This is a genomic window from Enterobacter sp. BNK-16 (assembly GCF_048684955.1).
GTDB lineage: Bacteria > Pseudomonadota > Gammaproteobacteria > Enterobacterales > Enterobacteriaceae > Enterobacter > Enterobacter bugandensis.
On sequence record NZ_JBLQTQ010000001.1, the window covers coordinates 226,049 to 240,226 of the forward strand.

At 56.7% G+C, this 14,178-nt stretch carries 12 protein-coding genes; 5 read left to right on the forward strand and 7 right to left on the reverse strand.

The features are described from left to right. The first annotated feature begins 129 nt into the window (after positions 1-129). Positions 130-1,170: an NADP(H)-dependent aldo-keto reductase gene (locus ACMGGH_RS01080; protein WP_028014287.1), complete on the forward strand. Its 1,041-nt coding sequence runs from the start codon at positions 130-132 to the stop codon at positions 1,168-1,170. Between the two features lie 46 nt (positions 1,171-1,216). Here ACMGGH_RS01080 and lplT read toward each other — a convergent pair whose 3' ends face one another. Then, on the reverse strand, positions 1,217-2,410 hold the full coding sequence (gene lplT, locus ACMGGH_RS01085) for a lysophospholipid transporter LplT (protein ID WP_041908380.1): 1,194 nt from the start codon (positions 2,408-2,410) through the stop codon (positions 1,217-1,219). Further along, entirely contained in the window at positions 2,403-4,562 is a 2,160-nt protein-coding gene (gene aas, locus ACMGGH_RS01090; protein WP_232948841.1) for a bifunctional acyl-ACP--phospholipid O-acyltransferase/long-chain-fatty-acid--ACP ligase, read from the reverse strand. Before aas ends, lplT begins: the two co-directional genes overlap by 8 nt. Positions 4,563-5,186: 624 nt before the next feature. Between aas and galR the strand changes: the two genes are divergently transcribed. Then, positions 5,187-6,203 (forward strand): HTH-type transcriptional regulator GalR, encoded by a 1,017-nt coding sequence (gene galR, locus ACMGGH_RS01095; protein WP_028014290.1) that lies wholly within the window; start codon positions 5,187-5,189, stop codon positions 6,201-6,203. Here galR and ACMGGH_RS01100 read toward each other — a convergent pair. Next, entirely contained in the window at positions 6,164-6,649 is a 486-nt protein-coding gene (locus ACMGGH_RS01100; RefSeq protein WP_232948840.1) for a GNAT family N-acetyltransferase, read from the reverse strand. The two genes, galR and ACMGGH_RS01100, sit on opposite strands and share 40 nt — an antisense overlap. Before the next feature lie 220 nt (positions 6,650-6,869). On the opposite strand from ACMGGH_RS01100, the gene ACMGGH_RS01105 reads away from it, so the two are divergent. Further along, entirely contained in the window at positions 6,870-7,907 is a 1,038-nt protein-coding gene (locus ACMGGH_RS01105; protein WP_232948839.1) for a LacI family DNA-binding transcriptional regulator, read from the forward strand. Here ACMGGH_RS01105 and lysA read toward each other — a convergent pair. Continuing rightward, positions 7,877-9,139, reverse strand: a complete 1,263-nt coding sequence (gene lysA, locus ACMGGH_RS01110; RefSeq protein ID WP_232948838.1) for a diaminopimelate decarboxylase — start codon at positions 9,137-9,139, stop codon at positions 7,877-7,879. The two genes, ACMGGH_RS01105 and lysA, sit on opposite strands and share 31 nt — an antisense overlap. 122 nt (positions 9,140-9,261) lie before the next feature. On the opposite strand from lysA, the gene ACMGGH_RS01115 reads away from it, so the two are divergent. Further along, entirely contained in the window at positions 9,262-10,188 is a 927-nt protein-coding gene (locus ACMGGH_RS01115) for a LysR family transcriptional regulator (RefSeq protein ID WP_048999241.1), read from the forward strand. Here the strand turns inward: ACMGGH_RS01115 and ACMGGH_RS01120 are convergent. Beyond that, entirely contained in the window at positions 10,183-10,875 is a 693-nt protein-coding gene (locus ACMGGH_RS01120; protein WP_232948884.1) for an aspartate/glutamate racemase, read from the reverse strand. The genes ACMGGH_RS01115 and ACMGGH_RS01120 overlap by 6 nt on opposite strands. A gap of 133 nt (positions 10,876-11,008) precedes the next feature. Here ACMGGH_RS01120 and ACMGGH_RS01125 point away from each other — a divergent pair, with 133 nt between their 5' ends. Continuing rightward, the gene (locus tag ACMGGH_RS01125) at positions 11,009-11,332 is read left to right on the forward strand and encodes a cupin domain-containing protein (protein ID WP_045260914.1); all 324 of its coding nucleotides are present in this window, start codon (positions 11,009-11,011) and stop codon (positions 11,330-11,332) included. A gap of 37 nt (positions 11,333-11,369) precedes the next feature. Here the strand turns inward: ACMGGH_RS01125 and wzz(fepE) are convergent, their stop codons facing one another. Both wzz(fepE) and ACMGGH_RS01135 read right to left on the reverse strand, forming a co-directional pair. Then, positions 11,370-12,494 (reverse strand): LPS O-antigen length regulator Wzz(fepE), encoded by a 1,125-nt coding sequence (gene wzz(fepE) / locus ACMGGH_RS01130; RefSeq protein ID WP_126326413.1) that lies wholly within the window; start codon positions 12,492-12,494, stop codon positions 11,370-11,372. A gap of 186 nt (positions 12,495-12,680) precedes the next feature. After that, the gene (locus tag ACMGGH_RS01135; RefSeq protein WP_028014298.1) at positions 12,681-14,096 is read right to left on the reverse strand and encodes a sugar porter family MFS transporter; all 1,416 of its coding nucleotides are present in this window, start codon (positions 14,094-14,096) and stop codon (positions 12,681-12,683) included. Between the last annotated feature and the right edge of the window lie 82 nt (positions 14,097-14,178).

A 14,178-nucleotide genomic window follows, 5' to 3' on the forward strand; every position in this document is an offset into this window, starting at 1 on the left:
GTCGGAGGTCAGTAGCCTACTGGCCTTTTTGATTTTTTTCTTCCCCTTTTGCTTCCCCTCTGCCATGTTTATATTCCTTTGTCGGGAGGTTCCTGACGCGGTCTACATGTCTATTGAAGGAAGCCGGCTATGCATTATCACCGTATCCCCCACAGCGCTCTGGAGATAAGTCAACTGGGGTTGGGCACGATGACATTTGGTGAACAAAACAGCGAAGCCGATGCCCATGCACAACTCGATTATGCCGTCAGCCAGGGGATTAACCTGATTGATGTCGCAGAGATGTACCCTGTGCCTCCACGCCCTGAAACGCAGGGACTTACCGAAACCTACGTCGGTAACTGGCTGGCAAAACGCGGTAACCGAGAAAAGCTGGTTATCGCCTCGAAAGTGAGTGGCCCCGCGCGAAACAACGATGCCGGGATCCGCCCAAACCAGATCCTCGATCGCAAAAATATCCGCGCCGCGCTGGACGCGAGCCTGAAGCGCCTGCAAACCGACTATCTCGACCTTTACCAGGTCCACTGGCCGCAGCGTCCAACCAACTGTTTTGGCAAGCTCGGCTACAGCTGGAATGAGAGCGCCCCCGCCGTTACGCTGCTGGAAACGCTGGAGGCGCTGACCGAATGCCAGCGCGCGGGAAAAATCCGCTACATTGGCGTGTCCAACGAAACGGCCTTTGGCGTAATGCGCTATCTGCACCTGGCGGATAAACACGATCTGCCGCGCATCGTCACCATCCAGAACCCGTACAGCCTGCTTAACCGCAGCTACGAGGTGGGGCTGGCCGAAGTGACGCAATATGAGGAAGTGGAACTGCTCGCCTATTCATGCCTCGGTTTCGGCACCCTGACGGGGAAATACCTGAACGGTGCGAAACCGGCCGGGGCGCGTAATACCCTCTTTAGCCGCTTTACCCGCTACAGCGGCGAGCAGACGCAAAAAGCCGTTGCTGCCTATGTGGATATCGCGAAGCGCCACGGCCTGGATCCGGCGCAGATGGCGCTGGCCTTCGTGCGCCGTCAGCCGTTTGTTGCCAGTACCCTGCTTGGCGCGACGACCATGGAACAGCTGAAAACTAACATTGAGAGTTTCCATCTGAACCTGAGTGAAGAGGTGTTAGCGGAGATTGAAGCGGTACATCAGGTTTATACCTATCCTGCGCCGTAGCCTGATGCTTTTGCCGGGTAAGGCGAAGCCGCCACCCGGCTACTAATCAACGGCGACGCTGCCAGATCCACAATCCCGCAATCGCCGCCGCGAACAGCCCACCAAATCCAACGCCAATCGCCACCACCGGGACACCCACTTTTACCGCCAGCGAGTAGAGCCCCAGCATTAACAGCATGGCCAGGTTTTCACCGAGATTTTGAACCGCAATGGCATTCCCCGCCCCGACGGTCTGCTTGCCACGCTCCTGGAGTAACGCATTCAGCGGTACCACAAAGAAGCCCCCCAGAATACCAATCAGGATCAGCAGAGCATAAGCGGGCAATAATGCATGTTGCAGCGAGAAGATAAGCACCACGAGGCCAATCAGGATCCCCGCTGGCATGCAGCGTGCAACCGTTTCAAGCGTTACCAGCTTCGCCGCCGCGCCCGCCCCAGCCACAATCCCGATAGCCACCATCGCATTCAGATAGGTCGGCGTCGCGTTGTCGGTGATCCCCAGCGCCACCGGTACCCACAGAACCAGCAGGAAGCGCAGCGTGACGCCCGCCCCCCAGAACATACTGGTTCCCATCAGGGAGAAACGCGTTTCCCCGTTACGCCACAGCACGCGGCACGCGTTAAAGAAACTGCCGGTCATCGGTTTAAAGCGCCAGGACTGGCCCGGGCGAGCCACCGGCAGCTTCGGAATAAACAGGTTAGCCACGACCGCCCCACCATACACCACTGCACACACGCCCAGGGCCGCCAGAACATGCCAGTCGGCCAGCACGCCACCCGCGACGGAGCCGAGAAGGATAGCGGCAATCGTTGACGACTCCATCAGACCGTTGGCCTTCACCAGCTTATCGCCCGTGGTCAGTTCTCCGAGAATGCCGTACTTCGCCGGGGAGTAGGCGGCAGCACCGATGCCCACCAGCGTATAGCCAACAAACGGATTAAAACCAAAACATATACTGGCAGCGCCCAGCAGCTTGAGACCGTTGGCAAACATCATCACCCGGCCTTTGGGGAAACTGTCCGCCACCTGCCCCACAAACGGGGCAAAGATAATGTAAGCGCCCACAAACACCATCTGCAGGATCGGCTGACTCCAGTCAGGGTAAAACTCGGCTTTCAGCAGCGCCAGCGTGGCAAACAGCAGCGCGTTATCACCGAACGCAGAGAGAAACTGCGCGGCGATGACGGCCATCATGCCTTTCGACCTGAGGGAGGTGTTAGTGTGTACTGACTCACGCATTTTGCTGTTCCGCCTCTTCAACCATACCTTTCAGGGTCACGAAATCGGGCTTGCCGCTACCCAGCACCGGAAGCTGCTTCAGGTAGCGAATATCACGCGGCACGGCCAGTTCAGGAATACCGTGTTCACGCGCATAGCTCAGTAACCTGTCGCGCTTAAGCTCAGCATCAGTGGTAAACAGCACCAGCGCCTCGCCTTTGCTGGCATCGCTCTTCACGACCGTGGCGTGCATCTTCTCGGCGGACACGGCCGTCGCCAGTTGTTCAACCATTTCCAGAGAGACCATCTCACCGGCGATTTTGGCGAAGCGTTTTGCGCGCCCCTGAATCTGTACAAAGCCTTGCTCATCGAAACGAACGATGTCACCGGTGTCGTACCAGCCGGTTTCAATCTCGCCGTTGACGTTTTCCGCCGTTGGCGCTTCCAGCACGCCTGGGTTTTCCACGCGCAGGTAACCGTTCATCACGTTTGGCCCTTTCAGCTGCAGGCGGCCACCGTCCTCAATGCCCGGCACCGCCAGCAGACGCGCGTCCATCCCCGGCAGAATTCGGCCCACCGTTCCCGGTTTCGCCGCCATCGGCACGTTAATCGAGACCACGGGCGCACACTCGGTAACGCCATAACCTTCAAGAATGCGCAGGCCAAACTTATCCTGCCAGATCTGACGCGTGCTCTCCTGCAGCTTTTCCGCACCGGCCACCACGTACCGAACGCGGAAGAAATCATACGGATTGGCGAAACGGGCATAGTTACCCAGGAAGGTTGAGGTCCCGAACAGGACGGTGCAGTTACGGTCATACACCAGCTCCGGCACAATGCGGTAGTGCAGCGGGCTGGGATAGAGGAACACCTCGGCACCGGTCAGCAGCGGCGTGAACAGCCCCACCGTCAGGCCAAAGGAGTGGAACAGCGGCAGCGCCGACATAAAACGGTCATTCGCGGTAAAGTCGGCAATGCTTTTGATCTGCTCAACGTTCGCCAAAATACTCTTGTGGCTGTGGACGACGCCTTTCGGGTTACCCTCCGAACCCGACGTGAAAAGGATAATCGCGTCATCTTCCGGCTGCTGTTTGACCTGCGCCAGATGCGGCATCAGCAGATGCGCAAAAATCCACAGCTTGTCGCCGGTGGTCACGTCCGCTTTTAGATCTTCCAGGAAGACCCAGCGTACCTGGGTCAGCTGTTCCGGCAGATGCCACAGCTTGCCTTTGTCCAAGAACTGTCGGGAGGTAAAAATGGTATTAATTTGGGCGGCGGTAATGGCGCTGGTCAGCCCTTTCACGCCCGCCGTGTAGTTCATCATCGCCGGTATACGGCCACGGGAAACCGCACCAAAAATCACCGCCGCGCTGATGCCCGCGTTTGGCAACATCAGGCCGATCTTTTCGCCCTTTTTGCTGTACTTCTCAAGAATGCGGCCCACGAACAGCGTCTTGGTCAGCAGTTTACGATAGGTATCAGGGGTAAAGTTGATGTCTTCAATGCAGTTTTTCTTCGCGCCGTAGCGGTACTGCGCCGAAAGCAGGGATTCATACAGCGTTTCGCGCGGACGAACGGCCATGCGCGCTTCCATCATAATCTGGTGCAGCATTTCCCCGGCGATTTTACGGCGATCGCGGGCACGCGGCGCTTCCGGCATCGGTAACGACGTTGGCGGCAGGATATGCAGCGTGATTTTGGGGAACAGACGCTGCTTTACCAGCCCCTTAAGGCGGCTGAAATGGGTCAACTCTGCGCCTTCAATGCGCAGCGGCACTACGGTCGCGTTTGATTTCGCCGCGACAAACCCCGCGCCGTCGTAGATTTTCATCAGCGAACCGGTCACTGAAATGCGCCCTTCCGGGAAAATGACCACCGGACGCCCCTGCTCTACCAGACGTACCAGGTGTTTAATCATCATCGGCTTTGTCGGGTCAAGCGGTACGAAATCGATCAGTGGGGTGAGCCAGCGCATATACCACTGCTGGCTGATGGAGGTATAGACCGCAAACACCGGACGCACGGGCAGAAACAGCGCAAGCAGGATGCCGTCTATAAAGGAAACATGATTGGGTGTGATGAGAACGCGCTCGCCACGAAGCGCCTGGGCATCGCCAGTGACGCGGATGCGAAAAAGAATACGGAACAGTGTACGGAAAAACCCAAATAGCATCTCAACTCCCTTTGCCAGACAGTGTGGTGGGTTGACAGTAAATGGTGGCAGATTACACGAGAAGTGATACGGGAGCGACAGCAAAAATGGAGGCGAAAAAAAACCTGCGCATCCGCGCAGGTTGGTGCAAGAGATGAGTACGAAACCGTACTAAGAATTCTCACCAATCAATACCTCTGGGATCTTGATTGTGGCTGTTGACCCTGCGCTTCGCCAGCAGGAAAACGCAAGGGAATGAGCCGAAATGCAACCAGGTGTGAATATTCTCTTTTGCTGTTACAGGTTGAACGATCAGGCAAAAAAAAACCTGCGTAAGAACGCAGGCTGGTGTAAGTCGTGTTAATCAACCGGAGTTGATTCCACCTATCAATACCTCTGGGATCTCGACTCTACCAACCTCTTTAACGTCATCGCCACCGGATAATCGCAACAGCCTGAGGCAAAGTGTAACTAAAGGTTCAGAATGACATTCTTCTGACATGACCAGGCGTGTAACGATTACACTACCAGGGTTGGTCTGCGTCACGTTTGTGGCGCGCGGAAACCGGCTTCCCTTGAATGGACGTCACTTTTCCGCAACACTATTCAGTGTGTAAACGCTTACCCCAAATAAGAAGGTTATAAATGGCGACAATAAAGGATGTGGCTCGTCTGGCAGGTGTGTCGGTAGCCACCGTCTCCCGCGTGATTAATGACTCACCCAAAGCCAGTGACGCATCACGCCAGGCGGTACAAAGCGCCATGGAAACCCTGAACTACCATCCGAATGCCAACGCCCGCGCGCTCGCCCAGCAGTCAACAGAGACTATTGGGCTGGTGGTGGGAGACGTTTCCGATCCCTTTTTCGGTGCCATGGTAAAAGCGGTTGAACAGGTCTCTTATCAGACGGGTAATTTTTTGCTGATCGGCAATGGCTATCATAATGAACAAAAAGAACGCCAGGCCATCGAGCAGCTGATCCGCCACCGCTGCGCTGCACTGGTGGTACACGCCAAAATGATCCCGGATGCCGAGCTAATTCACCTGATGAAGCAAATGCCCGGCATGGTGATTATCAACCGTATTATCCCCGGCTTTGAAAAACGCTGTGTAGCACTCGACGACCGCTACGGCGCCTGGCTTGCGACCCGTCATCTGATTCAACAGGGTCATACCCGGATTGGCTATCTCTGCTCCAATCACCCCATTTCTGATGCGGAAGACCGCCTGCAGGGCTACTACGACGCCCTGCGCGAAAACGGTCTGCCGTGCAATGACCGTCTGGTGGCCTACGGTGAACCGGATGAGAGCGGCGGCGAACAGGCCATGACGGAGCTGCTGGGTCGCGGACGGAATTTCACCGCGGTCGCCAGCTATAACGATTCGATGGCTGCCGGGGCAATGGGCGTCATGAATGACAACGGGATCGAGGTGCCGGCGGAAATCTCGCTAATTGGCTTCGACGATGTTTTGGTCTCCCGGTACGTGCGCCCGCGCCTGACCACCGTACGCTACCCCATCATCACGATGGCCACCCAGGCCGCAGAGCTGGCGCTGGCGCTGGCCGAACAACGCCAGCCGCCGGAGATTACCCATCTCTTCAGCCCAACGTTAGTGCGCCGTCACTCCGTTGCAGCGCCCGCTGACGCGCAGAGCGAATAGCGATACAGGTGTACCGTTTTATCCGGATACTCCAGCCCCTCGCCAATATACTGCCAGCCGTAACGTTCATAGAAGTCGCGGCAGGCAGACCAGAGATGAAGTTCCTCGTACCCGGCCCGTGCGGCGAAGCGAATAACATGCTGCTGTAACTTTCCTGCCAGCCCCTTGCCGCGCGCCGCGTCGTCAACGTAGAGCGCCGCCAGCCACGGACAGAGATCCTGACGGGTAATCAAATCACAGCGCCAGAGTCCCACCGTCCCGAGAAGCCGTTCATCCTCTACGGCGATAAAGGTCAGCGGCAGGGCACCCGGCGTCTGGCTGTGCTCGACGATGCTATGGAAAAAATCCCGCGCAAGCCCCTCGCCAAAGGCCTGCCAGAGCCAGTCGGTGACCTGCTCCGCATAGCGCGGTGCCTCGTAAAGCGGGAGAATGACGGTCTTTTTCACGTTTCACCTGCGTTTTTAATGAATATGCTGGCCTGACGCCTCCAGCCCGGTTTGGCGATTATTTTACCAGAGTCAGACTATTTAGTTTTACTTCCGGCAGGCCAGGCGAATCGTGACCAAAAAGCGTGATCGTGGCAGAAGTTTTGCGCTTCCCGCATCGCTTATACGCTGTCAGGTCTGTGTTAAACTGCAAACCATTACGTGGAAGCAGGAATGTAGAATGGCAACAATGCTGGATGTCTCACTGCGCGCGGGCGTGTCGAAGGCTACCGTCTCGCGCGTGCTGAACGGCACAGGTCAGGTTAAAGAGAGCACGCGTCAGCAGGTCTTTGCTGCGATGGAAGAGCTGGGCTACCGCCCAAACTTTCTCGCGCGTTCGCTGGCTAACCAGACCAGCAACAGCATTGGTCTGGTCGTCTCTACCTTCGACGGCTTTTACTTTGGTCGTCTTTTGCAGCAGGCGTCGCGGCAGACCGAAACCCACGGGAAACAGCTGATCGTCACCGACGGTCACGACGCGCCAGAGCAGGAAGAGCAGGCGGTGCAAATGCTGGCCGACCGCCAGTGCGATGCCATCGTGCTTTACACGCGCTATATGAGCGAAAAAGCGATCATCAAGCTGATTAATACCGTGCAAACGCCGCTGGTGGTCATCAACCGTGAAGTCAGCCAGGCACCGGAGCGCTGCGTGTTCTTCGAACAACAGGATGCCGCGTTTAAGGCGGTGGATTACCTGATCAATCAGGGCCACCGGGAGATCGCCTGCATTACCGTTCCGATCCACACCCCCACGGGTAAAGCGCGGCTGATGGGCTACCGTAAGGCGCTGGAAAAGCACGGCATTCGTCTGGACGAGCGTCGAATAAAGTACGGTGATGCGGGAATGACGCGGGGCTATGAGCTGTGTAAGGAGCTGATTGCTGAAGGGGTGTCGTTCAGCGCGCTGTTTGCCTGTAACGATGATATGGCGCTGGGCGCGTCCAAAGCGCTGCATCAGGCAGGGCTTAAGATCCCGCAGGATATCTCCCTGTTCGGCTTTGACGATGCCCCAAGCGCAAAGTGGCTGGAGCCTGCGCTGTCGTCGGTTTATCTGCCGATAGATAACATGATCGTCACGGCTATCGATCAGGCGATCCGGCTGGCGAAGAACCAGCCGGTCGATGCGATCCCGCCGTTTACCGGCACGCTGGTATTACGCGATTCGGTCACAACGGGGCCGTACTTTAATCAAACGAGTTCCAGCACCAGCAGTTCCTGAATGGTCTGGCGACGACGGATCAGCCGCGCCTTGCCGTTATCAAACAGCACTTCCGGCAGCAGCGGACGGCTGTTGTAGTTCGAGGACATAGACGCCCCGTACGCCCCGGTGTCGTGCAGCACCAGGTAATCGCCCGGCTTCACCTCAGGCAGCGCGCGGGTTTCAACTTTGCCACCTTCCTGCTGGGTAAACACATCACCGGATTCACACAGCGGGCCTGCGACCACCGTCTCGCGGCGCGGCGCGTGCGTTAAATCGCGGCCATCGGCAGCCAGGGCGGTAATGTGATGGTAGCTGCCGTACATGGACGGACGCATCAGGTCGTTAAAGCCCGCATCAATCAGCACGAAGTGGCGGGAGCCCATCTCTTTGACGCTGCGTACCTGAGCCACCAGCACGCCGGCTTCGGCTACCAGGAAACGACCCGGTTCAATTTCCAGCTTCACGGCATGGCCCAGATGCGCGGCAATTTGATCGCGCGCGGCGCTCCACAGGCCGTAATAGTGATCGGTGTCGATCGCCTCTTCCCCTTCACGATAAGGAATGGAAAGACCGCCACCGGCGGAGATCGCCTCCAGATCCTGACCGAAGTCGACAACCTGGCGCACCATCGCCCCGCACACCTGCTCCAGGTGCCCGTAATCGACGCCGGAGCCAATGTGCATATGAATACCGACCAGCTTCAGGCTGTAGCGCTGCAGTACCTCAAGCGCGGCAGGCATATCGGCATACCAGATCCCGTGCTTGCTGTTTTCGCCCCCGGTGTTGGTTTTTTGGCTATGGCCATGTCCAAAGCCCGGGTTGACGCGCAGCCAGACGCGATGGCCGGGTGAAACCTGCCCAAGCTGCTCCAGCATATCCACAGAACCGGCGTTCACCGGCACCTGCAGTTCATGCACGCGCGCAAGCGTGGCGTCGTCGATCACATCCGCGGTAAAGACGATCGCGTCAGGATCGGTTTTCGGATCAAAGCCTGCCGCCAGCGCACGCTCGATTTCACCCAGCGATACGGAGTCAACCTTCACGCCCTGCTCGCGCATCAGGCGCAGAATATGAATATTGGAGCAGGCCTTCTGGGCAAAACGCACCACGTCAAACTGATGCAGGGCGGCGATCTTCTCGCGAACGATCTGCGCGTCGTAGACCCATACCGGGCAGCCAAACTCGGCGGGCAGGCGCAGCAGGTTTTCAGCGTTCAAATCGGTATCCGTCTGGTTGAGCGGGCGTGGCATGGTCTTCTCCGGTTCAATTCATTTTTTATGATTACGCCACAGCGGAAGCAGAATAAAAAATATCGTTTTATCGCGAGTCTATGCAAAAATGATATGGACAGTTCTTTGCTTTCAGGTGCCCTATGCCCGCCGTCAATTTACGCCACATCGAGATTTTTCACGCCGTGATGACCACCGGCAATCTCACCGAAGCCGCGCAGATGCTGCATACCTCGCAGCCGACGGTCAGCCGCGAGCTGGCGCGCTTCGAGAAAGTGCTGGGGCTGAAGCTGTTCGAACGCGCCCGGGGCAGGCTTCACCCGACGGTGCAGGGGTTGCGCCTGTTTGAGGAAGTGCAGCGCTCATGGTACGGGCTGGACAGAATCGTCAGCGCGGCGGAAAGCCTGCGCGAGTTTCGTCAGGGCGAGCTGTCGATTGTCTGCCTGCCCGTCTTCTCTCAGTCCTTCTTACCGACGCTGCTCCAGCCTTTTCTGGCCCGCTATCCTGAGGTCAATCTCACCATCGTGCCGCAGGAGTCGCCTCTGCTTGAAGAGTGGCTGTCGGCACAGCGGCACGATCTCGGGTTAACCGAAACCCTTTCGACACCCGCAGGAACGGCGCGCACGGAACTCCTCGCGCTGGATGAAGTGTGCGTTCTGCCCGCCGGGCATCGGCTTGCCCACAAAGCAGTGCTGACGCCCGCGGATTTTCATGGTGAAAACTACATTAGCCTGTCGCAAACGGACAGCTACCGACAGCTGCTGGATACGCTTTTTTCTGAGCATCAGGTGAAGCGGCGGATGGTCGTTGAAACCCACAGCGCGGCGTCAATATGCGCGATGGTGCGCGCGGGCGTTGGCGTTGCGGTCGTCAATCCGCTTACGGCGCTGGACTATGCAGGAAGCGGGATCGTCATCCGCCGTTTTAGCGTTTCCGTCCCGTTCACCGTAAGCCTTATTCGCCCGCTGCACCGTCCGGCTTCCGCGCTGGTGGACGCATTCACCGAACACTTAGTTGAGCATGCGCGTCAGGTGGCGCTTCGCTTACCTGACCTGCAAAACCCGTTATGACAGCATAAATTCCACGGCATCTGCCGCGTGAATGGCCGCGGTATCAAACACCGGGATGGGGCTTCGTTCGCCCGGCACCAGCAAACCGATCTCCGTGCAGCCGAAAATCACCCCTTCAGCCCCCTGCTGCGCCAGTTTATCTATTACGCTGACGTAATATGCGCGGGAGGTTTCGCTGAAGGTTCCGAGGCAGAGCTCGTCGAAGATAATCTGATTGATGCGCGCCCGGTCCCCCTCATCCGGGATCAGGCTTTCAATCCCAAACTCGCTGTGCAAGCGCCCGCGATAGAAATCCTGCTCCATGGTGTAACGTGTGCCCAGCAAGGCCACGCGCGACATTCCCGAAGCGCGAATGGCGCGTCCGGTGGCGTCCGCGATGTGCAGGAACGGCAGCGAACAGCGCGCTTCAATGTGCGAGGCCACTTTGTGCATCGTGTTGGTACACAGCAGAATGCCCTGCGCCCCCGCACGCTCCAGCCCCAGCGCGGCATCGGCCAGGATTTCTCCGGCTTTATTCCATTCGCCGCTCGACTGGCAGGCTTCGATTTCATGAAAATCAACGCTGTGCAGCAGCAGGCTCGCGGAGTGCAGGCCGCCCAGACGCTGCTTTACGCCTTCGTTAATCAGGCGGTAATAAGGGATTGTCGATTCCCAGCTCATCCCACCTATCAGGCCAATCGTTTTCATCATCGCTCCTTATCTGTTTAAGCCAGTGAAGCAAACTTGTGATCCTGTTTCCAGTTCTTTATTACGTCGTTTTCTTTTTAAGCTGGCCAATGTAAATTAAATAAAACACTGTTTTATTATGAAGAGCAAAGCCATGTTTATGTTCCACAAAGAGACCGCGTCTGAAGATCTGGGGAATGGCGTTACGCGTCGCGTGCTGGCCCACGGCGGCAGGATGATGGCGGTTGAAGTACAGTTTGAGCAGGGCGCGATTGGCCCACTGCATAACCACCCGCACGAACAGTTAACCTATGTTCTCTCTGGTGAATTTGAGTTTACCATTGGTGAAGAGAAGCATGTCGTGACGGCGGGAGATACCCTCTACAAAAAACCACATGTGATGCACGGCTGCGTCTGCCTCAGGGCCGGCACGCTGCTGGACACCTTTACGCCTGTTCGCGAGGATTTCCTGAAATAAAAAAGGCGCTGTTGCAGCGCCTTCATGTGTGCAGAATTTATTCCGTTACCGGCTCTGGCAATGGGTTTCGGCTGAGCATGGCCTCACGGAGTAATACGCTGCCGCAGGCAAACAGAGCGCCAAGGATCGCCGCCAGAATGACAATCATGCCTGTGCCCGGGCCGTCTTTTTTCACCGGCATCGATGGCGAAAGCTGATACCTGAATGGCTCAAGCTTAACGTCTGCGAAGGAGAGTTTTTTCAGCTGCGCCAGGTAATATTCCCGGTTCTGGAAGTCCGCGTTCAGCTCCGTCACATCCTTAAGATTTTTTTCAATCCTTAGCTTTTCCGCGATACCGTCAGCCCCGAGCGCAACGGAGTAATCCGGATCGTCTTTTATCCCCTGTCCATTGCTATAAACGGGCTTCTTAATGCCCGCCGCATTCGCCACTTCCAGCGAATAGTTCAGCCGCTGCAGGTTGGTGTTATGCACATTGGTCAGACGAACGCGGTCGAGCGTCAGCTGCTGCTCTACCTCGTTCGTTTTGAGGGCGATCTGGTTGCGGATATTCTGCACCGTCTCTTTCTCAACAATTGCCGAGATATAGTTGATATACCCCTCCAGAACGGATTGGGCATCGGCGGCGGTCGGCGCAGTGAAGCTCAATGTCCAGGAGACGAAAGGCGCTTTATCCGCATCTTTTCCCTGAACATCATTCACCGCTTTCATTTTGTCTGCAATATTGACAACCGCACGGTGCAGTTCAAGCGGGTCCACTTGCGCATTCTTGAGCTGCGCCATCACGTAAGGGGAAGAGGTCATATACTCTTCAAGCAATGACTGCGACTGGAATTTTTTAATAAACAGGTCAAAGACTTCCTGACGGGTAACCGGCACCTTCACATCAAGAACCTGCAGCGCAACCATCATCTGGCTCAGCGGGTTCCACTGTGTCTGTTCCGCCGGAGTGATCACCGCTTTACTGGTCCATTTTTGCGGCAGTAGAAGCGCAATTGCCAGACCTGCCAGCGCGAAAACAAAGATAATGGTGGCAATGCGTTTTTTCGCGGTAATCAGAATATCTAACAGGCCCAGAAGATCGATCTCTTTTGAACTGACTGCTGGAGGAGCATATGAGGGAAAATCGAGGTCCGTATTTTTTTTGAAATCCATTGCTGACATAGCCGTTCTTCTGTTTCGGGTGCAGTAAATTCCTGCCGGGTGAGTTCAGTTGCCCGATAATACAAGAAACTAAGAATAATCTGAACGCGAGAATGGACTATCTGAGGAATTGCTATCAAAGTTGGTAGTTATTCAGCATCACGCTAACAAAACGCCGGGTGGCGCTGCGCTTACCCGGCATTAACCTTACACGCCGATATTTCGCAGTTTCTCCCCGCTCATCAGCTTGCGTTCAATATGTTCCAGCGTCACGCCTTTGGTTTCTGGAATTAGCCAGAATGTCACGCCAATAAATGCCACGTTCAGCACCGTATAGAGCCAGAAGGTTCCCGCCGCGCCAATCGCATCCAGCAGCGTCAGGAAGGTCGCGCCGATGATCATGTTCGACACCCAGTTGGTGGTGGTGGAACAGGTGATACCAAAATCGCGACATTTCAGCGGCTGAATTTCAGAGCACAGGATCCACACCACCGGCGCGGCGCTCATCGCGTAGCCAGCAATACACATCATGGTCATGCCCACGGAGAGCCAGGAGAGGCCGCTGGACGCCGTGCCGTTATCAAACTGCATCAGGCAGTAGCCGAGGATCAGCGTACCGAGCGCCATCACGCTAAAGCCAATCTTCAGCGCCGGTTTACGTCCGGCTTTATCGACGGTGAACACCGCAATAAAGGTGGCGAACATAAAGGTCAGCCCCACCACCAGCGTGGCGATCATCTGCTGTTCGGTGGTGGTAAAACCGGCCATTTTGAAGATGCGCGGGGCGTAATACATGATGATGTTCATCCCCGTGAACTGCTGCATCGCCTGCAGCAACATGCCGAGGAACACCGCGCGGCGCACGTTGCGGTTAGCCTTAAACAGCGACCAGCCGCCCTGCTTCAGCTTCAGGCTTTCGCGGATCTCGTTCAGCTCTTCACGCGCTTTCTCAGACGTGTCGCGCAGCATGCGCAGCACCTCTTCCGCTTCCACGTGACGCCCTTTTTGCGCCAGCCAGCGCGGGCTGTTGGGCAGGAAGATCACTAAAACAATCAGCACTACCGCAGGCAGCGCCAGCACGCCGAGCATCGCCCGCCAGTTACCGCTGTAGCTGAAGTAGGTGTCAGACAGGAACGCCAGCACGATGCCCAGCGTCACCATCAGCTGGTACATGCTAATCATCTTGCCGCGCACGTTCTCGCTCGCCATTTCGGAGAGATACAGCGGCGCGGTGTAGGAGGCAATCCCCACCGCCACGCCCAGCAGCACGCGGGAGAGCAGCAGCACTTCAACGTTAGTGGCAAACGCCGAACCTATGGACCCGGCAACAAACAGGACCGCCCCGACCATCAGGCTGTATTTACGCCCAAGGCGGAACGAAAGCCAGCCGTTAAACAGCGCGCCAATGGCCGCGCCGAGCATCATGCTGCTCACCACCCACTCCTGCAGGCGGTTACTCAGCGTAAAGTGATCGGTAATAAACGGCAGCGCCCCGGCGATAACGCCGATATCCAGGCCGAACAACAAACCGGCCACGGCTGCCGCAATGGAGACAAACTGGTTCATGCGACGGGTATCGCGCAGCGCGGCGGGCATCAGGGTAGAGTCATTTATAGATGTCATATTTTTCCTGCCTCAACAGCAAAATTCGTTAAATGAAATTACGAGATAGCGGGGAAAAGTGTCAGGCCGGAATTCGTGAAGA

Bases quoted from the DNA above. Each gene is read 5' to 3' on its own strand.
- ACMGGH_RS01080 (WP_028014287.1), top strand. From the start codon at position 130: ATGCATTATCACCGTATCCCCCACAGCGCTCTGGAGATAAGTCAACTG.
- lplT (WP_041908380.1), bottom strand. From the start codon at position 2,410: ATGCGTGAGTCAGTACACACTAACACCTCCCTCAGGTCGAAAGGCATG.
- aas (WP_232948841.1), bottom strand. From the start codon at position 4,562: ATGCTATTTGGGTTTTTCCGTACACTGTTCCGTATTCTTTTTCGCATC.
- galR (WP_028014290.1), top strand. From the start codon at position 5,187: ATGGCGACAATAAAGGATGTGGCTCGTCTGGCAGGTGTGTCGGTAGCC.
- ACMGGH_RS01105 (WP_232948839.1), top strand. From the start codon at position 6,870: ATGGCAACAATGCTGGATGTCTCACTGCGCGCGGGCGTGTCGAAGGCT.
- lysA (WP_232948838.1), bottom strand. From the start codon at position 9,139: ATGCCACGCCCGCTCAACCAGACGGATACCGATTTGAACGCTGAAAAC.
- ACMGGH_RS01115 (WP_048999241.1), top strand. From the start codon at position 9,262: ATGCCCGCCGTCAATTTACGCCACATCGAGATTTTTCACGCCGTGATG.
- ACMGGH_RS01120 (WP_232948884.1), bottom strand. From the start codon at position 10,875: ATGAAAACGATTGGCCTGATAGGTGGGATGAGCTGGGAATCGACAATC.
- ACMGGH_RS01125 (WP_045260914.1), top strand. From the start codon at position 11,009: ATGTTTATGTTCCACAAAGAGACCGCGTCTGAAGATCTGGGGAATGGC.
- ACMGGH_RS01135 (WP_028014298.1), bottom strand. From the start codon at position 14,096: ATGACATCTATAAATGACTCTACCCTGATGCCCGCCGCGCTGCGCGAT.